This is a genomic window from Reyranella sp. (assembly GCF_965279625.1).
Lineage (GTDB): Bacteria > Pseudomonadota > Alphaproteobacteria > Reyranellales > Reyranellaceae > Reyranella.
Map to the genome: position 1 here is coordinate 4747402 of NZ_OZ257251.1, position 26373 is coordinate 4773774.

Genomic DNA, 26373 nt, shown 5'->3' on the forward strand with positions numbered 1-26373 from the left:
CGCCCGCGCTTCGGTCGCTTCGCTCCCTGCAGCGCTATACGCCGCCGGCGCTGCGCCGGGGGCGCAGCGCCTAGGCCGTCGCGTTCAGATTGATCCCGGCGCGGCGCATGTCGCTCATCATGCGTTTGCGGCTGTCGTCGAGGTCGATGGCGGCCGTCGCTTCCACGACGACGGCCACGTCGAAGCCCGCCTGGCGCGCATCGATGGCCGACCAGGCGACGCAGTAATCGAGCGCCAGCCCACAGAAGATCAGTTTCGTGAAACCGCGCGCCTTCAGGTAGCCGTCGAGGCCGGTGCGCGTCATGCGGTCGTTCTCGCGGAACGCCGAATAGGAATCGATGCCGGTATGGAAGCCCTTGCGCACGATCATCTGCGCCTTGGTGATCTCCAGGTCGGGATGGAACGCGGCGCCCGGCGTGCCCTGGACGCAATGGTCCGGCCACAGGACCTGCGGTCCGTAGGGGAATTGCACGGTCGAGAAAGGCTCGGCGTCCTGCCACGAACTCGCGAACGAGGCATGGCCGGCGGGATGCCAGTCCTGCGTGAGCACGACATGGTCGTGGCGGCCGATCAGGCGATTGACCAGCGGGACGATGGCGTTGGCGCCGGCGACCGCCAGCGCACCGCCCTCGCAGAAATCGTTCTGGACGTCGACGACGATCAGGGCCTCGTTCGGCATCCGGTGCGCTCCGCTACAGGGGTGGGATGTCGCCCAGCGCCTGGTCGCGCTCGAACGAGGCGATCCAGGACTCCAGGGTCTTGCTCTCGATGGCGCCGCGCAGCCCGCGCATCACATCCTGGTAGTAGTGGAGATTGTGCCAGGTGAGCAGCATCGCGCCCAGGATCTCGTCGGCGCGGATGAGGTGATGCAGATAGGCGCGGCTGTGGTGTTTGCAGGCGGGGCAGCCGCACTGCTCGTCGATCGGCCGCGGATCGTCGCGATGGCGGGCGTTGCGCATGTTGAGCTCGCCGCGCCGTGTGAAGGCCTGCGCCGTGCGGCCGGCGCGCGTCGGCATCACGCAGTCGAACATGTCGATGCCGCGCTTCACCGCGCCCACGATGTCGCCGGGGCGGCCGACGCCCATCAGGTAGCGCGGCCGGTCGGCCGGGAGCATCGGCACCGTATAGTCGAGCGTGCCGAACATCAGCTCCTGGCCTTCGCCCACGGCGAGGCCGCCGACCGCGTAGCCCTCGAAGCCGATGTCGATCAGCGCCTTCGCACTCTCCGCGCGGAGCTCCGGGAAGGTACTGCCCTGCACGATGCCGAACAGGCCGTAGCCGGGCCGCTCCACGAAGGCCCTGCGGCCGCGCTCGGCCCATTTCATGGAGAGCCGCATCGAGAAGGCGGCTTCCGGCTCCTCGGCGGGCCAGCTGGTGCATTCGTCGAACGACATGGTGATGTCGGCGTCGAGCAGGCGCTGAATGCCGATCGAGCTTTCGGGCGTCAGGCGATGCTGCGATCCGTCCTTGGGCGAGCGGAAGGTGACGCCGTCGGGATCGAGCTTGCGCAGCTCCTTGAGCGACATCACCTGGAAGCCGCCCGAATCGGTGAGGATCGGGCCCGGCCAGTTCATGAACTTGTGCAGGCCACCGAGAGCCGCGACGCGCTCCGCGCCCGGCCGCAGCATCAGGTGGAAGGTGTTGCCCAGCACGATTTCCGCGCCGGTCTCGGCGACCGATTGCGGCAGCATCGCCTTCACCGTGCCCGCCGTGCCGACCGGCATGAAGGCCGGCGTCTCGATGGTGCCGTGCGCGGTCGTGATGCGGCCGCGGCGGGCGGCGCCGTCGCTGCCCAGCAGCTCGTAGGAAAGGCTCATCGGCGCAACAGACAACAATCGCCGTAGGAATAGAAGCGGTATCGCTTCTCCACGGCATGCGCATAGGCCTGTTTCATGCGTTCGAGCCCGGCGAAGGCGGAGACCAGCATGAACAGGGTCGAGCGCGGCAGGTGGAAGTTCGTCAGCAGCAGGTCGACGGCGCGGAACTGGAAGCCCGGCGTGATGAAGATGTCGGTCTCGCCGCTCCACGGCTTCAGGGCGCCGTCATGCTCGCGGGCCACCGTTTCGAGGAGACGCAGCGAGGTCGTGCCGATCGACACGATGCGGCCGCCCAGGATGCGCGTCGCCTCGACGGCGCGCGCTGTGGCCTCGGAGACCTCGCCCCATTCGGCGTGCATCGTGTGCGCGTCGGTGTCGTCGACCCGCACCGGCTGGAACGTGCCCGCGCCGACATGCAGCGTGACGCCCGCCGTGGTGATGCCGCTGTCGGCGAGCGCCGCCATCAGCTCCGGCGTGAAATGCAGGCCGGCGGTGGGGGCGGCGACGGAGCCTTCATGTCGGGCGAACAGCGTCTGGTAATCCTTCCGGTCCTGCGCGTCGGCGGTGCCGCCGCGAATGTAGGGCGGAAGAGGTACCGTGCCTTCCTGCTCCAGGGCCGTGAGAAAGGCGTGACCCTCCTGGGCGAAGGCCAGCACCAGCGAGCCGTCCTCTTCCTTGGCTTCGACGCGGGCGCGAAGGCCCGAGAAGACCAGCGCATCGCCCGGCCGTAGTCGCTTCCCGGGACGGGCGAAGGCGCGCCAGCGCCGGTTCCCGAGGTCGCGGATCAGCAGCGCCTCGACCGCCACGTCCTGGCGAATGCCCTGGCCCGGCCGCACGCCCTTCAGACGCGCGGGGATGACCTTGGTGTCGTTGAAGACCAGCAGGTCGCCTCGCCGCAGCAGGCCGGGCAGGGACCGCACCGTGCGGTCGTGCAGGGTCTCGCCCGTGACGTCGAGCAGGCGCGCGGAGTCGCGCGGGGAAACAGGCCGCTGGGCGATCAGATCGTCCGGCAGCGCGAAATCGAAAAGGTCGACGCGCATTGTTTGAGGATCTGGCCTTTGTCAGGTCTGGCCGATGTCCATGACCACGCCATCCGAATCGTCGGAAGGGGGCAGGGTATTCAGATCGGCCAGGGCCACGAAGCGGTGCACGCCGTCGACGACGATGCGCTTCACACGCGCACGCGTCTCCAGGCAATGGAGATGCGCCAGCGTCTCGCCGAAGGCGAAGACGATCTGATTGTTATCGAGATGGCGGGGGAACAGGATCGGCACCATGTCCCAGCCGGTCGCGCCGTTCGGTCCCATGCGGGCGATCGCCACTTCCATGTCGTTCAGCCGCGCATCGTGATGGGCCACGAGCTGGTCGAGCCGCGTGTGCAGGCCGATGAACGGGAAGCCGTGGCTCGGCAGCACGAGGGCGTCGGCCGGCAGGCGGCGGAAGCGCGAGAAGCCGTCGAGGAACCAGGTCAACGCATCGGCCAGCGGCTCGTTAGGCCACACGCCGACATTGGTGCTGATCTTGGGCAGCACCTGGTCGCCGGCGATCATCACGTTGAGTTCGGGGCACCACAACGAGGCGTGCTCGGGCGCGTGGCCGCGGCCGACGATGACGTCCCAGCGATGGCCGCCGATGGTGATGGGGTGCGCATGGATCATGCGCCGGAAGGCGGTCGGCAGCGGCACCACGCCCTTGGCATAGCCGCCCTTGTGGCGATGGAAGTTGGCGATGCGGTCGGCCGGCACGCCGTTGCGCGCGACGTGGGCGGCCCGCGTCTCCTCGCTCTCGACGAAGTCGTTGCGCGCGGCCTGCGCGCTCATGTACTCGCCCAGCGTCATGTAGAGCGGCGCGTTCCACTTCTCGCACAGCCAGCCCGCGAGGCCGATATGGTCGGGATGGAGATGGGTGCCGATCACGCGCACCACAGGCTTGCCCTGGAGCTTCTCGGCGAAGATCTTCTCCCAGAGGGTTCGCGTGTCCTGCGAATTGATGCCGGTGTCGACGATCGTCCAGCCGTCCTTCTCCTCGATCAGCCACAGGTTGATGTGGTTGAGCTGGAAGGGCAGCGGCATGCGCAGCCAGTAGATGCCGGGGGCGACGTTCTTGATGTCGCCGGGTTCCGGCACATCGCCGCAGGGAAAACGAAGCTGGGCCAGCAGGCGCTGGGACTCGGAGAGGGCGTCAGGCATGATTTTGAAACTAAAGCATCTTTCCGGCGGCGTCTGCCGGGAGCGGCGCATGCCAGCCTTTCAAACTCCTATCCCCCTATCGGGGGAGAGGAGTTTGAAAGATCAGGCCTTGAGCGCCCGCCAGGCGATGTCCTTGCGGTAGAAGCCTTCCGGCCAGTCAATCAGCTCGACCGCGCGGTAGGCGCGGGCGCGGGCTTCCTCGACGGTGGGGGCCATGGCGCTGACGTTCAGGACCCGGCCGCCATTGGCGAGGATTTTCCCGTCCGGGCCGGCCTTGGTGCCCGCGTGGAAGATCTGCACGCCCTCGACCCTGGCGGCCTCGGCGAGCCCGCGGATCTCGCTGCCCTTGGGATAGGACTCGGGATAGCCCCTGGTCGCCATGATCACGGTGACGGCGGCGTCGGGCGACCAGCGCAGGTCGAGATGCTTCAGCCCGCCCTCGGCGCTGGCCAGCAAGGCCGGCACGAGATCGGACTTGAGCCGCATCATCAAGACCTGCGTCTCGGGATCGCCGAAGCGGCAATTGTACTCGACCAGGCGCGGGCCCTTGGCGTCGATCATCAGGCCGGCATAGAGCACGCCCCGGAACGGCGTGCCGGCCTTCGCGAGCGCCCGCACGGTCGGCAGCACGATCTCATCCATCGTGCGCTGCTGCATGGCGGCGTCGAAGATCGGAGCGGGCGAGTAGGCGCCCATGCCCCCGGTGTTCGGGCCCGTGTCGCCATCGAAGGCGCGCTTGTGGTCCTGCGCACCGACCAGCGGCAGGACATGCTCGCCGTCGGTCAGGGCGAAGAAGCTCGCTTCCTCGCCCTGCATGAATTCCTCGATCACTACCGAGGCGCCGGCGGCGCCGAAGCGGTTGCCCGAGAGCATGTCGCGCACCGCCTCGATCGCCTGCTCGACCGTCTCGGCGATGATCACGCCCTTGCCGGCGGCGAGGCCGTCGGCCTTGATCACGATCGGCAGGGGCTGGGCCTTGATGTAGGCCTCGGCCGGCGCGACCTCGGTGAAGCGCTCGTAGGCGGCGGTGGGAATGTTGTTGGCGCGGCAGAGTTCCTTGGTGAAGCTCTTGGAGCCCTCGATGCGGGCGGCCGCCTTGGACGGACCCCAGGCCTTGATGCCGGCCTCGGCGAAGGCGTCGGCCATGCCGGCCACCAGCGGCGCGTCCGGCGCGATCACCACGAAATCGATCTTCAGGCGCTGCGCCAGGGCCACCTGGCCTTCGATGTCCTCGGCGCCGACATCGACGCATTCGGCCACCTGCCCGATGCCGGCATTGCCCGGCGCGCAGTAGAGCTTCGTGCAGAGCGGGGAGGCTGAAATCGCCCAGCACAGCGCATGTTCGCGGCCGCCGCCGCCCACCACGAGGATTCGCATGGCGAGGCTTTGACCACAGTTTGCGCCGGGGGCACAAGCGGCTAGGTTCGGGCCGCATGGATAACCTCGACGCCCCCGCCGCGCCCTCGAACGTCCCGGAATTCTCGGTTTCCGAGCTTTCCTTTGCCCTGAAGCGCGAGATCGAGACCGCCTTCCCGCGGGTGCGCGTGCGCGGCGAGATCAGCCAGCCCTCCTTCCCGCGCTCGGGCCACTGCTACTTCCGCCTCAAGGACGAAAATGCCGTGATCGACGGCGTCTGCTGGAAGGGCTCGATCCCGCGGCTCGGCATCAAGATCGAGGAGGGGCTGGAGGTCATCGCCACCGGCAAGCTCACCACCTATGCCGGTTCCTCGCGCTACCAGATCATCGTCGAGCGGCTGGAACTGGCAGGCGAAGGCGCGCTGCTGAAGCTGCTGGAGGACCGTCGCAAGAAGCTGCAGGCCGAGGGCCTGTTCGACGCCGACCGCAAACGCCCGCTGCCCTACCTGCCGCAGGTGGTGGGTGTCGTGACCTCGCCGTCGGGCGCCGTGATCCGCGACATCCTGCACCGCCTCAGCGACCGCTTCCCCTGCCACGTGCTGGTCTGGCCGGTGGCCGTGCAGGGCGAGAAGGCGGCGGGCGAGGTGGCCCGCGCCATCGCCGGCTTCAACGCCCTGCCCGAAGGCGGCCCGGTGCCGCGGCCCGACGTGCTGATCGTGGCGCGCGGCGGCGGCTCGCTGGAGGATCTGTGGGCGTTCAACGAGGAGATCGTGGTGCGCGCCGCCGCGACCTCCGACATCCCGCTGATCTCCGCCGTCGGCCACGAGACCGACACGACCCTGATCGATTTCGCCTCGGACCGCCGTGCACCCACGCCGACCGCCGCCGCCGAGATGGCGGTGCCGGTGCGTGCCGACCTGATGACCGAGACGCTCGACTATGCCAAGCGCCTGGTCGGCGGCATGACGCGCCTGCTGCGCGAGCAGTCGATGCAACTGGCCGGCCTCGCCCGCGGTCTGGGCGATCCGCGCCGCCTGATCGAGGAGCGCCAGCAGCGGGTCGATGTCAGCGGTGAGCGCCTGGCGCTGGCGGCGCGCCAGCTCGTCGAGCGGCGCGCGCATCAGCTCTCGGCCGCGCGGCTCGTGAGCCCGCAGGCGGTGATCGCCACCAAGGAACAGGCGCTGGTCGCCGAAGGCCGCGCATTGACCCGTGCCGTCGACCGCTTCAAGAGCGACGCCCTGCAGAAGTATGCCCGCGCCTTCGACCGGCTCGACCAGCTGGGCGACCGCCTCAAGCGCCACGGCAACGATCTGCTGCTGAACGGCCAGCGCCAGGTCGATCAGGCCGCCAAGCTGCTGGAGAGCTACTCCTTTCACTCGGTGCTGAATCGCGGCTTCGCCCTGGTGCGCGACCAGGACGGCCAACCCGTCCTCGCCGCCGCCGGCACCAGCACCGGCCAGACGATCAGCATTGAATTCAGCGACGGCCGCGTCGGCGCGCGCGTGACCGATGGTGCGGGTGCGCCTAAGCCGGTTGCGCCGCCGCCAGCCTCACCGCGTCGTCGTGACGACGGCACCGGCAATCAAGGGTCGTTGCTCTGACGCACGAGCCTGGATGAAATGAAAATTGTCATCCCGAGCGCAGCGAGGGACCTTTAAAGATCCAAGCAAAAGTCCCTCGGCTTCGCCTCGGGATGACAATAATGGTGTTGCGAGGAGAGAGCGCCCATGACCGCTGAACCGCTGTCGGCCGAGACGATCAAAAACTTCCTGTATGCGAGCACGGCGACCGTCTCGATGCAGATGTTGAAGCGCGGGTTTCGCAATGTCGCGGTGAACGGGGTCAAGCCGCTCAATCCGGCGGCGGCGCGGATCGTCGGCCCGGCCTATACGCTGCGCTACATCCCGAGTCGCGAGGATATCGACAAGGCGCCCAGTCCCAGCGATCCGCCGAACGCCCAGCGGACCGCGATCGAGGAGTCACCGCCGGGCTCCGTGCTGGTGATCGGGACGGAGCGCAATACGCGGTCCGGCACCCTGGGCGACATCCTGGCGCTGCGCCTCAAGGTGCGCGGGCTCGCGGGCGTGCTGAGCGACGGGGCGATGCGCGATTCGCCGGTGATCGGCAAGTTCGACTTCCCGGTCTATTGCTCGGCCGCCGCAGCGCCGCCGAGCATGGCCAGCCTGCGGCCGGTCGAGGTGCAGGTGCCGTTGGGCATCTGCGGCGTTCCGGTCTATCCCGGCGACGTCATCGTGGCCGACGAGGACGGCGCCATCGTCGTGCCCCGGCATCTCGCCGATGAGGTGGCCCGCGATTCCTTCGAGCAGGAGCGGCTGGAGAAGTTCGTCGCCATCCGGGTGGGGCAGGGCCATCCGATCACCGGCACCTATCCGCCGAACGACGAGACGAAAATACTCTATCAGGCGTGGATCAAGGCCGGAGAACCTGCCGGAGGGTGAGACGCCTCTCAGGCCGAAGCGGCCGGAATGCGGGCGATCACCTTGATCTCGAAGTCGAAGCCCGCAAGCCAGGTGACGCCGACCGCTGTCCAGTTCGGATAGGGCGCCTCACCGATCTCCTCGCCGCGCACTTTCATGACTGTCTCGAACTGCGCTTCGGGATTGGTGTGGAAGGAGGTGACGTCCACCACGTCGTCGAAGGTGCAGCCGGCGGCCGCCAGCACCGCGCGCAGATTGGTGAAGGCGCGCCGGACCTGATTCTCGAATACCGGTTCGGGCGATCCGTCGTCGCGGCTGCCGACCTGCCCCGACACGAAGAGGAGATCGCCCGAGCGGATGGCCGGCGAATATTTGTGGGCGTCGTACAGCGCATGCCGGTTGTTCGCAGGGAAGATCGCGTCGCGTTTTGCCATGTCAGTTTCCTTCGCCGCCCTGACCCGGAGGATCGCCGTAGGGCTTTGTGATGAGTTCGAGCATGTTGCCGTCGCGGTCCTCGAAATAGACGCCACGGCCGCCGTAGAGGTGGTTGATCTCGCCCGGGCCGCTCTTGTTGGGATGAGCGTAGTAGGCAATGCCGGCGTGCCGGATCCGCGCAAATGAGGCATCGAATTCCGCGTCGTCGACGAGGAAGGCGTAGTGCGTCGTGCGGGGATTTGTCGTGCCGATGAAGTCCAGGGTGATGCCGTTCGACATCTGCACCGGGCGGAACGGGCCCCATTGCGGGCCAGCTTCGACGCCCAGGATGCCGGCCAGGAACTCGGCCGACGCATCCTTGTCCTTGGCGTGGACGATCAGGTGATTGAGGGCTGGCATCGAAGTCTCCTGCGAGCTGTCCTCAACGTGGGGAGGCCGCCGGTGACTTCAACCAGTTACGCGCCGGTGAGCGGCGGGGCGATCAGCCGCCGCCCTTCTCGCAGACGAAGGCCTTGAAGGTGATGATGTCGCTGGGGACACCCTTTTCCTTGCAGTACTCCTCGAACTCCTGCGGCGTCACCGGCACCATCTTGATGGCGTGACGGCGGCTGCGCCAGTCGGACATGCGGCTCATCTCCTTCAGATGCCAGTCGGCATAGGAGCTGAGCGGATAATGCTTCACGATGCGCTGCAGCACCTCGTGGTCGGATGCGGTCACTTTGGCGAAGTACTGGATGGCCATGCCGGTCTGCCCTCAGGAATGCGGACGCCGCATCTACTCTTCCTCGGGGGTGAGCCGCAACCCACAATGAGTGTGGGCAATATGTCGCTCAGGGCGCGGCGGCGTCGGGCACAACGCGATTGCGCAGCGGTTGCCAATGGTTACGCGCAATGGGCTGAAGCGCCTCCAGGAACTGCCGCGCACAGCGTTCCCAGGTGAAGGTTTCCGCATGGCGGCGGCAATCGTCGGGCGTGCGCGATACCGCGGCGAGGCAGGCGGTGCGCAGGTCCTCGTCGAGGGCGCCGACCCTGGAATCGGTCACGACGTCGAGCGGTCCGGGCACGGGATATCCGGCAACGGGAACGCCGGAAGCAAGCGCCTCGACCATCACCAGGCCAAACGTGTCGGTGACGCTCGGGAAGACGAAGCAGTCTGCCTGTGCATAGCGATACGAGAGCTCGCCGGGGTCGACCGAGCCGAAGAACCGTACGTTCGGATAGCGGTGCTGCAGCGACTTGAGCTGCGGACCGCCGCCCACCACCCACTTGGTGCCGGGCAGGTCTAGGTCGAGGAAGGCCTTGATGTTCTTCTCGATGGCGACGCGGCCGGCGTAGAGCCAGATGGGGCGTGGATCGCCGGTATCCTCATGCACCTGCGGCTTGAAGGCGGTGATGTCGACGCCGCGCGACCAAGGCACGAGGTTCCTGAAGCCATGTGCGCCAAGTTCGTCGCGGATCGCCGGCGACACGACCAGCACCGCGGCCGAGGGCGCGTGGAAGCGGCGCACGAAGGCGTAGCTCCACGAGAGCGGCACGCGGATGCGGGCGCGGACATATTCGGGAAAGCGTGTGTGATAGGCGGTCGTGAAGGGAATGGCGCGGCGCCGACAGAAGCCGCGCGCCGCCCAGCCCAGCGGTCCCTCGGTGACGAGATGTATGGCATCGGGCGCGAACAGCTCCAGCATGTGGCTGAGTCGCGACGAGGGAAACAGCGACAGCCTGATCTCGGGATAGGTCGGGCAGGGCAGGGTGCGGAAGCGGTCGGGGCCGAACACCTCGACCTCGTGGCCCTCGGCGCGAAGGATGCGCGCGACCGTCTCGAGCGTGCGGACGACGCCGTTGATCTGGGGCCGCCAGGCATCGGAAACGATGGCGATGCGCAAATCCCTACTCCGCGGCCAGTTGAACGTGGGACAAAGGCAGGCGAGAGGCGCGGCGGGCCATCTCGTCCGCCCAGTGGACGATGCGCAGGCGGCCGTCGAAATCCTCGACAAGCGCGGTGCAGCTTTCGACCCAGTCGCCGTCGTTGCAGTAGAGCACGCCGTCGATCATGCGCATTTCGGCGTGATGGATGTGGCCGCAGACGACGCCATCGACGCCGCGGCGCCGGGCTTCGCTTGCCACGGCCTTCTCGTAGTCGTTGATGAACTGCACCGCGTTCTTCACCCGGTGCTTCAGGAAGGCCGAGAGCGACCAATAGGGCAGGCCGAGCTTGCGGCGGCCCCAGTTGAACAGGGTGTTGAGGCGCAGTGCAGCGGCATAGGCCCAGTCGCCGAGGATGGCGAGCCATCGCGCGTAGCGCACGATGCCGTCGAACTGGTCGCCGTGGATCACCAGCAGCTTCCTGCCGTCGGGCGTCTCGTGGATCGCCTCGTCCTCGACGCGCACGTCGCCGAAGGTGAGCTGGCAATATTGCCGCGCCGCTTCGTCGTGGTTGCCGGGGATGTAGACCACGTTGGTGCCCTTGCGGGCCTTGCGCATGATCTTTTGCACGACGTCGTTGTGGCTCTGCGGCCAGTACCACCAGCGCTTGAGGCGCCAGCCGTCGACAATGTCACCCACCAGGTAGAGATGCTCGCTCTCGTTCCTCCGCAGGAAGTCGAGCAGCAACTCGGCCTGGCAGCCGCGCGTGCCGAGATGGATGTCGGACAGGAAGATCGCCCTGTGACGGGCGGGCTGGTTTCGCTCGTGGAGCGTCATCATACGGGCACGGTCATGTGGATAGTGTGGGGCCGGCACTAAATCTGTTGTGCGAGATTGCACGGTACGCATGGGATTGTGTAAGGGAGCCGTTGCGTGGAGGTGTATCGGTTGTGACTGTTCGATGACATTCGCCTCAATCACCGGCGCGGCCACATCGGTGCTCCTCATTTTCAATCCGACCGCCGGGCGTCGCCGCCGCGGGCTGGTCGATGCGGTCGTGCGCGGGGTCAGATCCCTGGGCTGGACGGTCGATGTCGTCGAGACGGCGGCGGCGGGCGACGCGCGGCGCCTTGCCGAGCAATGCGATGCCGGACGCTATGGCGTGATCGCGGTCGCCGGCGGCGACGGGACGATCAACGAGGTGGTGAACGGCCTCGCGGCCCGCGCCGCCACGGCCCCGCCGCTCGCTCTCGTACCGCTGGGGACCGCCAATGTGCTGGCGCACGAGCTGGGACTGGGCTCGACCGCCTCGGCGCTCGCCCAGGCAATCACGTCCGGCCGCGAGGTGGTGATGCATCCGGGCCAGGCCAGTGGCGCAGGCCGTCCTCGCTGTTTCTCGCTGATGGCCGGCGCCGGCTTCGATGCCAAGGTGGTGGCGGGCGTCAGTGCGCCGCTGAAGCGCCGCTGGGGCAAAGGCGCCTATGTCTGGCGCTCAATGGTCGAGGCGAGGCGCTACCGTCCGGTGCGCTATGCCGTGGAGATCGACGGGATTGCCCACGAGGCGGCGTCGGTGATCGTGACGCATGCCCGTCACTACGCCGGCCCCTATGTCGTGGCGCCGCAAGCGTCGCTCGGCGCCCCGCTATTGCATGTCTGCCTGTTCGAGCGCTGGGGCTGGATGCACGCGCTCCGGTTCGGCGCGGCCCTGGTGCTGGGCACGCTGCCGCGGACGCCGGGCTATCGGGTCGTTGCCGGGCGCCAGGTCAGGATCTCGGTCCTGAACGACGCCGGCGAAGGGCGTCGCCAGCCGGTCCAGATCGACGGCGACGACGCGCTGACCTTGCCCGTATCGATCGGCCTCTCGACCGAGGCCGTGCGGCTGTTGAGGCCGGCTTAGCGCCGGTTCACTGGACGGCCTGCAGGCGGCGCACCGATTCCTGTGTCGGATGGCCATCGGCCGGCAGGGCCTGTTGCTGCTGGAACAGGCGCAGGGCCGAACGGGTCTTGGGACCCAGGAGCCCATCGGCCTCGTCCTTGTAGAGGCCGAGGCGGGCCAGGCGGTTCTGCATGTCGATGACGGTGTTGCGCGAGATCGGCGCGTCGTCGGCCGGGGCCTGCTGCTGCACCGGCGGGCCGCCCGCGATCTGGCGGGCCAGGATGCCGACCGACAGCGCGTAGAGCGTCGAGCGGTTCCAGTTCATCACCGCCTTGAAGTTCGGATAGACGATGAAGGCGGGGCCGCGGAAGCCGGCGGGCAGCAGGATCGAGGCGGCATCGTCGACCGCGGGCAATGCGCCGCCGTTCATCTTCTTGACGCCCATTGCGGCCCAGGCCTTCACCGGCTTCTCGACCGTCGTGTCGGCCTGGTCGAGCGGGAAGCCCTGGGGCAGCATCACCTCTTCGCTCGACGGCAGGCCGGGCTTGAAGCCGACACCCCGCAGGTAGTTGGACGCGGAGGCGAAAGCGTCGGGCAGGCTGTTCCAGATGTCGATCTTGCCGTTGCCGTCGCGGTCGACCGCCCATCGGGTGAATGTCGAGGGCATGAATTGCATGTTGCCCATGGCGCCTGCCCACGAGCCGCGCATCTGGTCGCTGGTCATGTGGTTGGTGTTGAGGATGCGCAGCGCCTGGACCGTCTCGTTGCTGAAGAATTCCTTCCGCTTGGTCATGCAGGCGAGTGTCGCGACCGAGCGCACGACGCGGAAGTCGCCCATGTAGGTGCCGTAGTTCGTCTCGATGCCCCAGAAAGCCATCAGATACTGCGCCGGTACACCGTACTCGGCCTGCAGCTGGTCGAGCAGGGCGCGATGCTGCGCCAGCTTCTGCTGGCCCTTCTGGATCCGATCGAGCGAGACGGTGCCGCCGACATACTTGGCATAGGTCAGCGAGAACTCGGGCTGGCGGTTGTCGAGGTCGACGACCTTCTGGTCGGGCGTCAGTCCCTGGAAAGCGCGATCGATGATCGAGGCCGGCACGCCCTGTTTCAGCGCATCGGCCTTGATGCTGCTCAGGCAGTCGCGAAAGCCGCCATCCTGGGCGTGCGCGGGTGCAGTCCCGACCAGGGCGGGGCTGCAGAGAAGTGCCGTCGTTGCGGCAAGAATTCGTGCATTGGGCATGAAGGTCATGCCCGGCAGTTTATCACGAGCCGGCGACGGTCAGCCCTTCAATTCTCACGGTCGGGGCGTTGGTCGAGCTCTTGAATTCGAGGTCGTTCGCGGCCGTCATGTTGAGGAACATGTCCTTCAGGTTGCCGGCGACGGTGATGCCGCTCACCGGCCAGGCAAGCTCGCCGTTCTCGATCCAGAAGCCGGAGGCGCCGCGGCTGTAATCGCCGGTCACGCCGTTGACGCCGAAGCCGATCATGTCGGTGATGTAGAGACCGCTCTTGATGTCGCCGATCAGCTCCTTCACCGAGAGCTTGCCCTTCTCGAGATAGAAATTCGAGGTGGTGGGCGAGGGCGGACCCGAGACGCCGCGCGAGGCGTGGCCGGTCGGCTTCAGGTTGAGCTGGCGTGCGGCCGCGAGGTCGAGCAGCCAGGTGGTCAGCACGCCGTCGTCGATCACCGCGCGGCGCGACGTCGCCAGGCCCTCGGCGTCGAAGGGGCGGCTGCCCAGCCCGCGCTTGCGCAACGGGTTGTCGAGGATGCGGATGCCCTCGGCGAAGACGCGCTCGCCCATCTTGTCCTTCAGGAACGAGGTGCCGCGCGCCACGGCGCGGCCGTTGATCGCGCCGGCGAGATGGCCGATCAGGCCGCCCGAGACGCGGCGATCATAGATCACCGGCACGCGCGCACTCTGCGCCTTGCGCGGGTTGAGGCGGCGGACGACGAACTTGCCGGCATTGCGGCCGACCTTGGCGGCCGACATCAGATCTTCCAGGTGGACCGCGCTGGTCCACTCGTAGTCGCGCTCCATGCCGGTGCCTTCGCCGCCCAGCACCGAGCAGGACAGCGAGAAGCCGCTGCGGCGATAGCCGCCGGAGAAGCCGTTGCTGGCCGCCAGCATCACAGAGGTGCGGCCCCAGCCGGCCTCGGCGCCTTCGGAATTGGTGACGCCCTTCACGGCGCGCGCCTCATCCTCGGCCTCGGAGGCCATCGCGATCAGCTTCCTGGCCGTGGGGCGCGTCTTGTCGTCGAGGTCGAGGTCGGGCCACGAATGGGCCAGCAACTCCTCGGGCGCGAGGCCGCAGACCGGGTCTTCCGGCACGGCGCGCGCCATGTCGACGGCGCGACTCGCCAGTTCCCGCAGCGAGCCGGGCGCGAAGTCGGTCGAGGAGACGAAGGCCTGGCGCTTGCCCACGAAGACGCGCAGGCCGAGATCGCGGCCCTCGCTGCTCTCGAGCTTCTCGCGCTTGCCCAGCCGCTGCGCCACCGAGATCGACTCGCCGTTGACGTAGAGCGCGTCGGCCGCATCGGCGCCGAATTCCTTTGCCCACTTGAGCAGGTCGGACAGGAGATTGGCGTCGGGCGCACTGGCTGGCCGCGTATTGCGCACCATCTTGGCCACTGGCTTGGCCACGGCCTTGGCGACAGGCTTGCGCACCATCTTGGGCGGCGGACGCTTGGCCACCTTCGGGGCAACCTTTGCGGCCGCCTTCGCGACCTTCTTTGGCGCTGGCTTCTTCGGCGCTGCCTTCTTCACCACCTTCCGGGTGGCGGGCTTCGCCGACTTCTTCGCAGCCGGCTTCTTCGGGGAGGATTTCGGAGCGGTCTTTTTCGCTTTGGCCATGAGGCCGTTCTACGCGCTAACGGCCCGTGTCGTCGAGATAGTAGGAAAAGAACAACACACCGGTCGCAGCGATGCCGAGTGTCCAGAATGTGGCACGCACGATGTCGGCGAGCACGGTCTGGTCGGGCCACAGGCGAGCCACCGCTTCGGCGCCGAACTGGTAGCCGAGCAGGCCGATCATCGTGCCCAGCATGAGCGAGATCGCGGCGTTCCAGACATGACGAACGCCGCGCCGTATCGCGCCTTCCTGCCGCCGCAGCGCCGCCGTGGGCTCGGGAGGCAGCATGTGGCTAGTCGCCCGCGTAGTTGATGCCGGCCTCGGTCTCGTTGATCGCGGCGTTGACCAGGTTGATGGCACGCTCGCGATGGCCGCCCTTGTTGGGACGGGCCTGGATGAGCTCGGCGCGGGCCGCCTGAAGGGAGCTGAGGGCCGCCTGCATGTTGGGCTGGTTGGCACCGGCGGCGCAGGCGCCGATGGCGGCGCCGATCGCAAGGCTGACGGCGGAAACCTTCACGGACGAACTGAGCTTCATCTCTCTCACTCCAAACGGAAACGGGCGGGGAAATCCCCGCCCGTGATGCTAATCGTTCGCAGTGCCTTCGTGCAGCCTTATTTGGAGGCGGCGGCTCTGTTTGCAGCCGAAGTGACGGCTTTGAGCGAAGCGGCCACGATGTTCGAGTCCATGCCGACGCCCCACAGGACCTTGCCGCTCGGGGTCTCGGCCTCGATGAAGCTGACGGCCTGGGCGTCGGAGCCGGCGCCCGTGGCGTGCTGGTGATAATCGCGGACCCGGATCTGGATTCCGCAATTCTTGCCCAGCGCGTCGACATAGCCCGCGATCGGGCCGTTGCCGCGGCCCGAGATGGTCGCCGGCTTGCCGTTGAAGGTCACCTTGGCATCGAGAAGCCGCACGTCGGGATGGTCGGAGTCGGGCACCGTGGTGTGGCTGTCGAACGCCACCGGCGAGGCGTTCTCGAGATACTCCTTGCGGAACGTGTCCCAGATCATCGCCGGCTGGATCTCCTTGCCGGTCTCGTCGGCGATCTGCTGGATCACCTTGGAGAACTCGACCTGCAGGAGACGCGGCATGTCGATGCCGTAGTCGCTCTTCAGGATGTAGGCGATGCCGCCTTTGCCCGACTGGCTGTTGATGCGGATGATCGCCTCGTAGCTGCGGCCGAGATCGGCCGGGTCGATCGGCAGGTAGGGCACTTCCCAGACCTTGCTGTTCGACGCTTCGAGCGACTTGAAGCCCTTGTTGATCGCATCCTGGTGCGAGCCCGAGAACGCGGTGAACACGAGATCGCCGCCATAAGGATGGCGCGGATGGACGGGCAGCTGGTTGCAGTACTCGACCGTCTGGCGGATCTCGTTGATGTTCGAGAAGTCGACCTCGGGATCGACGCCCTGCGTGTACATGTTGAGACCCAGGGTCACGAGGTCGACGTTGCCGGTGCGCTCGCCGTTGCCGAACAGGCAGCCCTCGATGCGGTCGGCGCCGGCCATGTAGCCGAGTTCGGCCGCCGCCACGCCGGTGCCCCGGTCGTTGTGCGGATGCAGGCTGAGGATGATCGAATCGCGATTCTTGAAGTTGCGGTGGCACCATTCGATCTGGTCGGCATAGACGTTGGCCGACGACATCTCGACCGTGGCCGGCAGGTTGAAGATCATCTTCTTCTGCGGGGTCGGCTTGTAGACGTCGGCGACGGCCGCGCAGATATCGCGTGCGAACTCGAGCTCGGTGCCGGTGAAGCTCTCGGGCGAATACTCGAACACCCACTCGGTCGCGGGATCGGCGTCGGCCATCTTCTTGACCAGCTTGGCGCCCGTCACGGCGATGTCGATGATGCCGGCGGTGTCGAGGCCGAACACGACGCGGCGCTGCAGGGTCGAGGTCGAGTTATAGAGATGGACGATGACGCGCCGGGCGCCGCGGCAGGCCTCAAAGGTGCGCTCGATCAACTCGGGCCGGCTCTGCGTCAGCACCTGGATGGTGACGTCGTCGGGGATCATCTTCTTCTCGATGAGCTCGCGCACGAACTCGAAGTCGGTCTCCGACGCGGCCGGGAAGCCGATCTCGATCTCCTTGAAGCCCATATCGCAGAGCAGCTTGAACATCCGCGTCTTGCGGTCGGAGTCCATGGGCTCGATCAGCGCCTGGTTGCCGTCGCGCAGATCGACGGCGCACCAGATCGGCGGCTTGGTAATCACGGCATTGGGCCACTTGCGGTCGGGCAGGGGCACGGGCTTGAAGGGCACGTACTTTTCGGCCGCGTTCGGCATCATGGGCTTCTGGGGATTCTGGGATGACATGACGGGTAGCTCCTCGCGCCGCGCACGGCCGTATGGCTCAAACGAACACTGCGATGGATGGAATTGAGGCGGCGACTGGTTGGGAAAACAGAGACGAACGACAAGCGATCCGCAGGGCCCTTCCGGTTTTCCCGGTCGGGCGGCGGATCAGCCAATAAGTCGAAGCGTCGTCAGTCGCAGCATGATGGCAGCGAACATCGTCGATTTGCCGCCGGGCGTCAACCCGGCTTGTTTTCTCCTCCCCGATACGCGGAGGTAACGTGGGTTAACGCAGCGGGACGTTCACGCCGATGCTGAGGTTGCCGGCAGGGGCGTAGGCCGGGCCGTAAACGGGTGCGTAGCGGGGTTCGTACACGGGCGCATAGCCCATCGGCGACGGATGGACGATCACCGGGCGCGGCGCATACACGACGGGCCGCTGCTGAATCACGATCACCTCTCCACCGTGATGATGGTGGTGGTGATGCTTGTGCCCGCGCCCTTTCTTCCAGTCGCCCGCAAAGGCCGATGTCGCAGCGAGCAGGACGGCACCCGTGGTGGCGGTAGCGGCGAGCAGGCGCAGCATGTCGGGGTTCATTCTTGCGGTCTCCTTTGCTGCAGAATGAAACGCCTGCAGGAGAAGGATGTTGCCTGTGAATTCGCCCGTGAAGGGTGACCAACTTGTGGTAAGCGGGAGTGAAGAAGCGGAGGAAAATTCAGATGGCAGGTCCGTTGGACGGCGTTCGCATTCTCGACTGCACGACCGTCGTGCTGGGTCCGTGGGCGGCGCAGCAATTGGGCGATCTCGGGGCGGACGTCATCAAGATCGAACCGCCCGAAGGCGACACGACGCGCGTGCTGGGACCGGCGCGCAATCCCGGCATGTCGGCCTTCTATCTCGGCTGCAATCGTTCCAAGCGGTCGATCGTGCTCGACCTCAAGCAGGAGGCCGGTCGCGCCGCCCTGTTCAAGCTGGCCGAGACCGCCGACGTGCTGATGCACAATTATCGCCCCGGTCCCGCCAAACGCCTCGGCGTCGAATACGAAGCCTTCGAGAAGATCAATCCGCGCCTCGTCTATCTCGCGACCTACGGCTATCGCGCCGCCGGCCCCATGGGCGCCAAGGCGGCCTACGACGACATCATCCAGGCCGGTTCCGGCCTGGCGGCCCTGCAGACCGTGGTGGCGGGCCAGCCCCGCTTCCTGCCCACGATCGTGGCCGACAAGACCAGTTCCAACGGCGTGGTCTCCGCCCTGCTGGCCGCCTTGTTCGCGCGCGAGCGTACGGGCAAGGGCCAGGCGGTCGAGGTGCCGATGTACGAGACGCTCGTTTCCTTCGTGATGGTCGAGCATCTCTACGGTGAGACCTTCAAGCCGGCGCTCGACACCGCGGGCTACAAGCGCGTGCTCAACAAGGAGCGCCGTCCCTATCCGTCCAAGGACGGTTACTTCGCGCTGCTGCCCTACACCGACGGTCACTGGCGGGAGTTCTGCACGCTGGTCGGCCGCGAGGACCTCGCGCAGGACGAGCGCTTCCAGGGCATGGCCAATCGCCTCAAGAACGTCGAGCAGTATTATTCGACGCTCGCGGGCCTTTGTGCGGAGCGCACCAACGCCGAGTGGGTCGAGTTGCTCAAGAACTCCAATGTGCCGCACGGGCCGGTGAACACGCTCGACGACCTGTTCGTCGACCCGCAACTCGAGGCGACCGGCTTCTGGAAGGAAGTCGATCATCCGACCGAGGGCAAGTTGCGCATGACCGACATCCCGCCGCGCTTCAGCAAGACCAAGCCGGAGATCACGCGCCTGCAGCCCAGGTTGGGCGAGCACAGTGTCGAGGTCCTGCAGGAGGCCGGGTTTACGCAGGGCGAGATCGACGCCATGCTCAAGTCGGGCGCGACCAGGACGGCTCCCTAGAAGAACAGGCCGTCCCCACAACGAGTCGCCGCCCGTTGGGGGAGGCGATCATGATCCTGCGGACAACGCGGCGCGACCTGCTGCGCTACGGCTCGTTCTCGGCGCTAGCGGCCTCGCTGCCGGCGCCGGCTATTGCGCAGGCATGGCCGGCCAGGCCGATCAGGATCGTCTGCACCTATCCGCCCGGCGGGCTCACCGACATCTTCGCCCGTGCCTATGGCGAGTACGTGGCCGAGAAGACCGGCCAGGCGGTGATCGTCGAGAACAAGGCGGGTGCCGCCGGTGCGATCGGCGCGGAGATCGTCAAGCAGGCGCCGCCGGACGGCTACACGCTGATGTTCACCAACTCCACGACGATGGTTCAGAACAAGGCGCTGTTCAAAAAGCTGCCATACGACCCCGACAAGGACTTCGCCCTGGTCGCCTGGTTCAACACCGGCCATCTGCCGACGATGGTGAACAAGGACGTTCCGGTCAGGAACATCCCGGAGTTCGCTGCCTGGGCCAAGGGGCGGAAAGTCTCGCTCGCCACCTACGGCATCGGCTCCTTCGCCCATATCGTTACCGAGACGCTGAACCGCCACTACGGACTGCAGATGGAGGCGGTGCACTATCGCGGCGAGTCGGCAATGTGGCAGGACGTGGCCTCCGGCGCCGTCCAGGGCGCCACCGGCAGCTACGCGTCCGGCGCGGCCGTGTTGCAGGCGGGCAGCGTGAAGCCGATCGCGGTGCCGACCATGGTGCGCATGAAGAGGCTGCCCGACGTCGCCACCTTCTACGAGCAGGGGCTGACGGAGAAGGCGTTCCAGATCCGCGGCTGGGTCGGTTGCGCCGCACCGGCCGGCACGCCCCCCGAGGTGGTGCAGAAGCTCTCGGCGTTGATGGTCGAGGCCGGCAGGACCGAACGGGTTCAGAAGATCAACGATACCTTCGCCATCGACGAGGGCGCGCGCGACGCCGCCTATTTCCGCCAGGTCCTCGACGAGGAGGGGCCGGTCTCGATCGAGGTCATCAGGAGCCTGGGGATCGAGCCGCAGTAGGCGGACCGCACTGCGACGCGGACTTTACGCACTGCGAAATCGCGGCCATGCTTCTTTCAGGCGCGCCCGAGACGGCCTGACCGTCACAAAAATATCGCGCCGCAGGGAGGCAATCGATGATCGTGCGTGCGTCGCGACGTGATGTGCTGCGTTATGGCTCGGCTGCGGCGGTTGCCGCCGCTCTGCCGGCCCCGGCGATTTCCCAGGGGGCCTGGCCCAATAAACCCATCCGCATCGTCTGCGGCTATCCCGCGGGCGGTCTCACCGACACCTTCGCCCGCGCCTATGGCGAATACATCAGCCAGAAGACCGGCCAGCCGGTGTCCGTGGAGAACAAGACCGGCGCCAGCGGCGCGATCGCGGCCGAGCAGGTGAAGTCTGCCGCGCCCGACGGCTACACGCTGATGTGGACGATCTCGACCACGATGATCATGAACAAGGTGCTGTTCAAGAAACTGCCCTACGACCCCGACAAGGATTTCGTCCTGATCTCGTGGATGGATGCGGGCCACCTGCCGCTGATCGTGAACAGCAAGCTGCCGGTGAAGAACCTGGCCGAACTCGCCGACCATGCGCGCGCCAACAAGACCAGTCTCGGCACTTACGGCGCGGGTTCCTACAGCCACGTCGCCGTCGAGGCGCTGAACCGTCACTACAAGCTCGGGATGGAGGCGGTGCATTATCGCGGCGAGGCGCCGATGTGGCAGGACGTTGCCTCGGGCGCGGTGCAGGGCGGCAGCGGCAGTGTCGCCGCCGCCTCGGGCGTGCTGCAGTCGGGCAACGGCCGGCCGATCGCCGTGCCGACCAGGGTGCGGATGGCCAAGCTGCCGGACGTGCCGACCTTTTACGAACAAGGAGTCACCGACAAGGCCTTCCAGGTGCAGGGTTGGATCGGGCTGGTCGGTCCCGCCAGCATGCCGAAGGAGATCGTGCTGAGGCTCTCGGACCTGATGGTCGAAGGCGGAAAGAGCGAGCGCATCCAGAAGATCCTCGCCACCTTCGGCATCGACAATGCCGCGCGCGATCACGTCTTCTTCGAGAAGATCGTGGCCGAGGAGGGGCCGATCTGGATTGAGCTGGTGAAGGGCCTGAACCTCGAGCCGCAGTAGCAGCCAGAGTTGCCGAAGTTATTGGTCTGATGGCGCATGCACCGTGCCGAAAAATGCGGTGAATGCGGTCGATTGGCGATTGCCCTTCTGCTCGTTATGATTGTACGTGTAATGGGATACAAGCAGCTCCCATTCACAAAATCGAACCGAAGGGAGATCGGGGCGTCCATGGCCCTAGACGTTTATGTAGGGTCGCTTACGCGTTACTACGCCGGTGCCTGGGAAAATCTCGCCGAGACCACGGCCCGCAAGCTTGGGGCACCGCGTCCGGCTGGATCCGGCAAGCTGATCGACGCCACCCAGAGTCAGGACCAGATACGTCCGAAGGTGATCGCCTGGCGAACGAAGCTCGCGAAGGCGCTCGGCGAGCGGGTCGACGCTCTTCTCGACTGGGACGAGACCGAAGCGGCACGATGGTTCACGCATCGTCCAGGCTGGGATGGGTTCGGTTCCTTGGTCATATGGGCCGCCTATGCCGAAAATCCGACTCTGCGCGCCCCCGAGACTCTTCCTGAAGAATGGGACGACGACATCGCCCTCGCCCGGTCGACCGCCGATGGCTTCCGCTCGCGCTATTCGCACCTCGTGCGGAACGTCGAAATGTGGCTGCCGGTCGCCTTCGAGATCACCTTCGAGGGTGACGATGTCGACGGGCGGCGCGTGGTGATGGGATCGGTGACGACGCTGCGGCGTCAGTTGGCCGACTTGAATGCCGCAACCTGGAAGGCTTCCGCCGACGAAATTGCAGCCTGGGGCCAGATGCCGCCCGAGAGGCGGACCGTGGAAGGCTGCGCGCGCTACGCCTTCTCCCTCCTAACCGACCTCGCGCAGCGGGCCCACGCCGAGCGCCTGCCGATGAAGCTCGACCACTGACGAAAACGCCCGCGGGGTGAACCGCGGGCGCCTCGTGGCAGGCCTTGTCGTCAAGTCTCAGGACGCGCTGGGAGCCGGCGGCGTCTCTGTTGCCGGGCGGTTGCGACGGTCGGCCATGAACTGGTCGAACTCGGCACGGTCCTTCGCGGCGCGCAGCTTGTCGAGGAAGTCGCGGAACTCGCGCTGCTCCTCGTCGAGGCGGTTCAGCGTCTCCTGGCGATACTCGTCGAAGGCGACGTTGCCGCTGCTGCCCGAGCGGCCCCAACCCTGACGGCGCTTCCAGCCGCGGAATTCCTCACGGCACGCACGGCCATCGGGCATGTTCCACTGACCGTAGCGCTTCGAGCAAAACATGCGTCCACTCCCTTTGAGATAGATGAGAAGGGCCAAGCCGACGGGCCAGAACAGGATGAAGCTCAGCACCGTCAGCGCAATCCACGCCGGCTTGCCGAGGTCGTCTATTTTTTCGATCAGGCCCATGTGGGAGCCCCCTTTGCTGATGTTAACGATGTGAATGTTAACGACATTTACATTGGGCATCGCGCCCTCGGGAGTCAATAGGTCGGCGAAAAACTTTCAGCGCGAAGCGGGAAAACCCAGCCCCTGCAAATAGATCAGGACCTCGGATTCCAGCAGTTCCTCGGCCGTCATGGGCAGCGGCCGGCGGCCGGCGTCGCCGCGGCCGAACAGGGAGGCGATGCCGTGAGACATCGACCAGATGTGCAGGCTCATCATCAGGGCGGGCGGGCGCCCGGCCGCCGGCAGAAGCATCACGAGCTGGTCGGCGGCGCCCCGCAGCACGGCGAAGGCACGCTCCGAAGCAGCGCGCAGATCGGTGTTCGCGTCGGGCGAGATGCCCGATTCGAACATCGCCGCGTAATAGGCGGGCTCGGCGCGCGCGAAGGTGAGATAGGCCTTGCCGATATTGTGGAAGGCCGTGACGGGATCGGGTTTGCCGCTGGCCCAGCCAGCGGCCAGCATCGCGGCGAAGCGCTCGAAGCCCTCGCGCGCCACGTCGGCCATCAGCGCGTCGCGGTCGCGGAAATGACGATAGGGGGCCGCCGGACTGACGCCGGCGGAGCGCGCGGCGTCGGCGAAGGTGAAGCCGGCGGGGCCCTTTTCCTTGATGAGCTCGCGTGCCGCCTTGATCAGCGCCTCGCGGAGACTGCCATGGTGGTACTTCCGTTCCTCGCCGTTGTTGCGCTTCCAGCTCATGTTAAGCGACTTTACATTAAACGCCGTCGGCGCAACAGGAACTAGCGTGCGACTTCGCCGACCAGGATGTCTTCCGTCACCTTACCGGCAAGTTCTTCCTCCGGCTCGATCAGGCGCTTCTTCTTCCAGTCGCCCTTGGCGTAGAGGCAGAGGGTGATCAGCGCGGTGACGATGTTGGCGATCGGCAACGCCCACCAGATTCCCTGCTCGTGCAGGTCCGTATGCTTGGAGAGCACATAGGCGAGCGGGAACTGCACGACCCACTGCGACACCAGGGTCAGCACCATGGTCAGGACCATGTTGCCCGAAGCGCGGAACACGCCGGTCAGCGCGAACTGCAGGCCGAGGAAGCCCCAGGCGAGCGACATGATGCGCAGGAAGCCGGCGCCGGCGGCGATCACGGCGGGATCGGTCGGCACGAAGAAGGCGACGAGCTGGGGCGCGAACAGGAAGACGATGATCCCGAAGACGCTCAGGCTCGCGAATCCCAGCAACCCGCCCAGGCGCCCGATCTGCGCCGCGCGCTCGATGTTGCCGGCGCCGATGTTCTGCCCCACCAGGGTCGAGATCGCCATCGACAGGCCCATCGCCGGCACCATGACGACCTGCAGGATGTTCGAGCCGACGCCATAGACCGCCAATGTGAGGGTGCCGAAACTGGCGATCAGGAACGTCATCACCATCAGGCCCAGCGCCCGCGCCGAGAGCTCGATGGAGGCGGGGAGGCCGAGCAAGAACGCGCGCTTCACGTAGGTGAAGTCGGGAATGAAGTCGCGCCGCCGCACATGGATGCCGTGCAGGCCGAGCCGCAGGACGGCGATGCCGATGATGGCGGCGATCGCCTGGGTGACCAGCGTGGTGATGGCCGCCCCCATCACGCCGTAGCCTGGCACGGGGCCCCAGCCGAAGATCAACAGCGGATTGAGCACGAAGTTCAGGAATACCGTGCCCAGCACGATGTAGACCGGCAAAGCGGGCTTGCCGATGCCGCGCATGATCGACTGGAAGACGAAGAAGGTGAAATTGAAGACGATGCCCACGAACGACACGCGCATGAAGCCCAGCGCGCCGGGATAGACGTCGGGCGCCACGCCCATCAGCCGCAGCAGCGCCGGCGAGGAGAAATAGCCGATGGTGCCCAGCACCAGCGACGCCAGGATCACCATGAGCAGCGTCTGGCCCGCGACATGCGCGACCATCTTGTCCTTACGCGCACCGACATACTGGGCGATCAGGGTCGAGCCGGCGAGCGACAGGCCCGAGCCGATGGCGAAGGTGAGGAACAGCACCGGAAAGCTGATCGATACCGCCGCCACCGCCGCGCCGCCCAGTCGTCCGACCCAGAAGGCGTCGATGATCTGATAGGCCGACTGCAGCACGTTCGCCGCCACGATCGGCACGGCCAGGGTCAGCAGCGAGCGGAGGATTGGACCTTCGAGGAGAGCGTTCTTTGCGGGGGGCACGCACGTCCCTTAGCGGATCAATGAGACTTTTCTGCGAGGCCCAACGCCTGAGGGGCAGCTTGGCTCCTGTCACGACGAGTGCGAGGCGACGGATGTTATTTCCAGATCTTCTTGCCCGAGCCCGGCAACCCGAGCCTGCTCCACATCGCATCGACCTTTTCGATCACCGCGTCGTCCATCTTGATCTGTCGTCCCCATTCGCGATTGCTCTCGCCGGGGAACTTGTCGGTGGCGTCGAGGCCGATCTTGGAGCCGAGGCCGGACACCGGGCTCGCGAAGTCGAGATAGTCGATCGGCGTGTTCTCGATCACCGTGATGTCGCGCGCCGGATCCATGCGGGTCGACAGCGCCCACATCACGTCCTTCCAGTTGCGCGCGTCGATGTCGGCGTCCACCACGATCACCCACTTGGTGTACATGAACTGCCGCAGATAGCTCCACACGCCCATCATCACGCGCTTGGCGTGGCCGGCATAGGCCTTCTTCATCGACACCACGGCGATGCGATAGCTGCAGCCTTCGGGCGGCAGCCAGAAGTCGACGATCTCGGGGAACTGCTGCTGGAAGAGCGGGATGAACACCTCGTTCAGCGCCTCGCCCAGCACCGAAGGTTCATCGGGCGGGCGGCCGGTGAAGGTCGAGAGGTAGATCGGCTTGCGCCGCATGGTGATGGCGCTGATCGTGAAGACCGGGAATTGCTCGACGCTGTTGTAGTAGCCGGTATGGTCGCCGTAGGGGCCTTCGTCGCCGTAATCGTCGAGGCTGACATGGCCTTCGAGCACGATCTCGGCCTCGGCCGGCACCTTGAGCGGTACGGTCTTGCACGCGACCAGCTCGACCTTCTTGCCGCGCAGCAGCCCGGCGAACTGGTATTCCGACAGCGTGTCGGGCACCGGCGTCACGGCAGCGAGAATGGTGCCGGGATCGGCGCCGATCACCACAGCGGCGGGCAGCGGCTCGCGCTTGCCTGACTTATGCCAGCGCTGGTGATGCTGAGCGCCGCCGCGATGCTTCAGCCAGCGCATCAGCGTCGTATTCTTGCCCGTCACCTGCATGCGGTAGATGCCGAGGTTGAAACTGTCCTGTTTGTCGCCCTTCGGGTTCGGCCCCTGCGTCACCACCAGCGGCCAGGTGATGAGCGGCGCGGGTTCGCCCGGCCAGCAGGTCTGGATCGGCAGTTTCCCGAGGTCGATGTCGTCGCCGGTGAGGACGATCTCCTGGCAGGGCGCGGAACTCACCGTCTTCGGCTTCATCGCCATGACGGTGCGCACCATCGGCAGCATCTCGAGCGCCTCGCGCCAGCCGCCCGGCGGCTCGGGCTGGCGCAGGAAGGCCAGCGTTTCGCCGACCGCGCGCAACTGGCCGGGCTCGCGGTCCATGCCCCAGGCCACCCTCTCGACCGTGCCGAACAGGTTGACCAGCACCGGGATGTCGGAGCGCGTGCCGTCGGGCCGCACGACGTTCTCGAACAGCACCGCCGGGCCCTTCTCGGCCAGCACGCGGGTCTGGATCTCGGTCATCTCCAGGTTCGGCGAGACCGGTGCGGTGACGCGCACCAGCCGGCCGCTCTTCTCCAGCCGGTCGATGAAGTCGCGAAGCGAGGCGTATGGCATGCTAGGCACGTCGTTTAGAGGGGC

At 66.6% G+C, this 26373-nt stretch carries 27 protein-coding genes; 7 read left to right on the forward strand and 20 right to left on the reverse strand.

The genetic code is table 11. The features are described 5' to 3' along the window. Positions 1–70 precede the first annotated feature (70 nt). From pncA to purD, 5 genes are all read right to left on the reverse strand, one after another. Entirely contained in the window at positions 71–679 is a 609-nt protein-coding gene (pncA, locus tag ACQY78_RS23065) for a bifunctional nicotinamidase/pyrazinamidase (RefSeq protein WP_298310088.1), read from the reverse strand. Positions 680–692: 13 nt separating this feature from the next. Then, positions 693–1817 carry a tRNA guanosine(34) transglycosylase Tgt gene (tgt, locus tag ACQY78_RS23070; protein ID WP_428679246.1) on the reverse strand — a complete coding sequence of 375 codons (1125 nt, stop codon included), beginning with the start codon at positions 1815–1817 and terminating at the stop codon, positions 693–695. Next, positions 1814–2857 (reverse strand): tRNA preQ1(34) S-adenosylmethionine ribosyltransferase-isomerase QueA, encoded by a 1044-nt coding sequence (gene queA, locus ACQY78_RS23075; RefSeq protein ID WP_428679249.1) that lies wholly within the window; start codon positions 2855–2857, stop codon positions 1814–1816. The genes tgt and queA overlap by 4 nt, the downstream gene beginning before the upstream one ends. 21 nt (positions 2858–2878) lie before the next feature. After that, positions 2879–4006 carry an MBL fold metallo-hydrolase gene (locus ACQY78_RS23080; protein WP_428679252.1) on the reverse strand — a complete coding sequence of 376 codons (1128 nt, stop codon included), beginning with the start codon at positions 4004–4006 and terminating at the stop codon, positions 2879–2881. A gap of 102 nt (positions 4007–4108) precedes the next feature. Continuing rightward, positions 4109–5383 (reverse strand): phosphoribosylamine--glycine ligase, encoded by a 1275-nt coding sequence (gene purD / locus ACQY78_RS23085; protein ID WP_428679255.1) that lies wholly within the window; start codon positions 5381–5383, stop codon positions 4109–4111. 56 nt (positions 5384–5439) lie between these two features. Between purD and xseA the strand changes: the two genes are divergently transcribed. Then, positions 5440–6963 carry an exodeoxyribonuclease VII large subunit gene (xseA, locus tag ACQY78_RS23090; protein ID WP_428679257.1) on the forward strand — a complete coding sequence of 508 codons (1524 nt, stop codon included), beginning with the start codon at positions 5440–5442 and terminating at the stop codon, positions 6961–6963. Positions 6964–7089: 126 nt separating this feature from the next. Next, the gene (locus tag ACQY78_RS23095) at positions 7090–7821 is read left to right on the forward strand and encodes a ribonuclease activity regulator RraA (RefSeq protein ID WP_428679260.1); all 732 of its coding nucleotides are present in this window, start codon (positions 7090–7092) and stop codon (positions 7819–7821) included. 8 nt (positions 7822–7829) lie between these two features. Here ACQY78_RS23095 and ACQY78_RS23100 read toward each other — a convergent pair whose 3' ends face one another. From ACQY78_RS23100 to ACQY78_RS23120, 5 genes are all read right to left on the reverse strand, one after another. Continuing rightward, complete coding sequence (locus ACQY78_RS23100; RefSeq protein ID WP_428679263.1) at positions 7830–8234, reverse strand: RidA family protein; 405 nt, start codon at positions 8232–8234, stop codon at positions 7830–7832. A gap of 1 nt (position 8235) precedes the next feature. Further along, complete coding sequence (locus ACQY78_RS23105; protein WP_428679266.1) at positions 8236–8634, reverse strand: VOC family protein; 399 nt, start codon at positions 8632–8634, stop codon at positions 8236–8238. Positions 8635–8716: 82 nt separating this feature from the next. Beyond that, positions 8717–8977 (reverse strand): hypothetical protein, encoded by a 261-nt coding sequence (locus ACQY78_RS23110; protein ID WP_298310067.1) that lies wholly within the window; start codon positions 8975–8977, stop codon positions 8717–8719. Positions 8978–9065: 88 nt separating this feature from the next. Next, positions 9066–10118: a glycosyltransferase family 4 protein gene (locus ACQY78_RS23115; protein ID WP_428679269.1), complete on the reverse strand. Its 1053-nt coding sequence runs from the start codon at positions 10116–10118 to the stop codon at positions 9066–9068. 4 nt (positions 10119–10122) lie between these two features. Further along, positions 10123–10938 carry a UDP-2,3-diacylglucosamine diphosphatase gene (locus ACQY78_RS23120; RefSeq protein ID WP_428679272.1) on the reverse strand — a complete coding sequence of 272 codons (816 nt, stop codon included), beginning with the start codon at positions 10936–10938 and terminating at the stop codon, positions 10123–10125. 121 nt (positions 10939–11059) lie between these two features. On the opposite strand from ACQY78_RS23120, the gene ACQY78_RS23125 reads away from it, so the two are divergent. Beyond that, a complete protein-coding gene (locus tag ACQY78_RS23125; RefSeq protein ID WP_428679274.1) occupies positions 11060–11995 on the forward strand; it encodes a diacylglycerol/lipid kinase family protein in 936 nt (311 codons plus the stop codon). Between the two features lie 7 nt (positions 11996–12002). Here ACQY78_RS23125 and ACQY78_RS23130 read toward each other — a convergent pair whose 3' ends face one another. From ACQY78_RS23130 to ACQY78_RS23155, 6 genes are all read right to left on the reverse strand, one after another. Then, positions 12003–13214 carry a lytic murein transglycosylase gene (locus ACQY78_RS23130; protein WP_428679276.1) on the reverse strand — a complete coding sequence of 404 codons (1212 nt, stop codon included), beginning with the start codon at positions 13212–13214 and terminating at the stop codon, positions 12003–12005. Positions 13215–13236: 22 nt separating this feature from the next. Beyond that, complete coding sequence (locus ACQY78_RS23135; protein ID WP_428686468.1) at positions 13237–14595, reverse strand: TldD/PmbA family protein; 1359 nt, start codon at positions 14593–14595, stop codon at positions 13237–13239. A 247-nt stretch (positions 14596–14842) separates the two neighbouring features. Beyond that, positions 14843–15112 (reverse strand): hypothetical protein, encoded by a 270-nt coding sequence (locus ACQY78_RS23140; RefSeq protein WP_428679278.1) that lies wholly within the window; start codon positions 15110–15112, stop codon positions 14843–14845. A gap of 4 nt (positions 15113–15116) precedes the next feature. Next, a complete protein-coding gene (locus ACQY78_RS23145; RefSeq protein ID WP_428679281.1) occupies positions 15117–15359 on the reverse strand; it encodes a hypothetical protein in 243 nt (80 codons plus the stop codon). 77 nt (positions 15360–15436) lie between these two features. Further along, the gene (leuA, locus tag ACQY78_RS23150; RefSeq protein ID WP_428679284.1) at positions 15437–17140 is read right to left on the reverse strand and encodes a 2-isopropylmalate synthase; all 1704 of its coding nucleotides are present in this window, start codon (positions 17138–17140) and stop codon (positions 15437–15439) included. A gap of 265 nt (positions 17141–17405) precedes the next feature. Beyond that, positions 17406–17717 carry a hypothetical protein gene (locus tag ACQY78_RS23155; RefSeq protein ID WP_428679286.1) on the reverse strand — a complete coding sequence of 104 codons (312 nt, stop codon included), beginning with the start codon at positions 17715–17717 and terminating at the stop codon, positions 17406–17408. Between the two features lie 122 nt (positions 17718–17839). Between ACQY78_RS23155 and ACQY78_RS23160 the strand changes: the two genes are divergently transcribed. From ACQY78_RS23160 to ACQY78_RS23175, 4 genes are all read left to right on the forward strand, one after another. Then, positions 17840–19036: a CaiB/BaiF CoA transferase family protein gene (locus ACQY78_RS23160; RefSeq protein ID WP_425067254.1), complete on the forward strand. Its 1197-nt coding sequence runs from the start codon at positions 17840–17842 to the stop codon at positions 19034–19036. A 50-nt stretch (positions 19037–19086) separates the two neighbouring features. Further along, positions 19087–20076: a Bug family tripartite tricarboxylate transporter substrate binding protein gene (locus ACQY78_RS23165; RefSeq protein ID WP_428679288.1), complete on the forward strand. Its 990-nt coding sequence runs from the start codon at positions 19087–19089 to the stop codon at positions 20074–20076. Between the two features lie 116 nt (positions 20077–20192). Next, on the forward strand, positions 20193–21185 hold the full coding sequence (locus tag ACQY78_RS23170; protein WP_428679290.1) for a Bug family tripartite tricarboxylate transporter substrate binding protein: 993 nt from the start codon (positions 20193–20195) through the stop codon (positions 21183–21185). Between the two features lie 168 nt (positions 21186–21353). After that, the gene (locus ACQY78_RS23175; protein WP_428679293.1) at positions 21354–22058 is read left to right on the forward strand and encodes a hypothetical protein; all 705 of its coding nucleotides are present in this window, start codon (positions 21354–21356) and stop codon (positions 22056–22058) included. Between the two features lie 57 nt (positions 22059–22115). Here ACQY78_RS23175 and ACQY78_RS23180 read toward each other — a convergent pair whose 3' ends face one another. From ACQY78_RS23180 to ACQY78_RS23195, 4 genes are all read right to left on the reverse strand, one after another. Beyond that, a complete protein-coding gene (locus ACQY78_RS23180; protein WP_428679296.1) occupies positions 22116–22538 on the reverse strand; it encodes a DUF2852 domain-containing protein in 423 nt (140 codons plus the stop codon). Between the two features lie 96 nt (positions 22539–22634). Further along, on the reverse strand, positions 22635–23273 hold the full coding sequence (locus tag ACQY78_RS23185; RefSeq protein WP_428679298.1) for a TetR/AcrR family transcriptional regulator: 639 nt from the start codon (positions 23271–23273) through the stop codon (positions 22635–22637). A gap of 41 nt (positions 23274–23314) precedes the next feature. Next, on the reverse strand, positions 23315–24736 hold the full coding sequence (locus ACQY78_RS23190; protein WP_428679301.1) for an MATE family efflux transporter: 1422 nt from the start codon (positions 24734–24736) through the stop codon (positions 23315–23317). A 95-nt stretch (positions 24737–24831) separates the two neighbouring features. Next, on the reverse strand, positions 24832–26349 hold the full coding sequence (locus ACQY78_RS23195) for a UbiD family decarboxylase (protein WP_428679304.1): 1518 nt from the start codon (positions 26347–26349) through the stop codon (positions 24832–24834). Between the last annotated feature and the right edge of the window lie 24 nt (positions 26350–26373).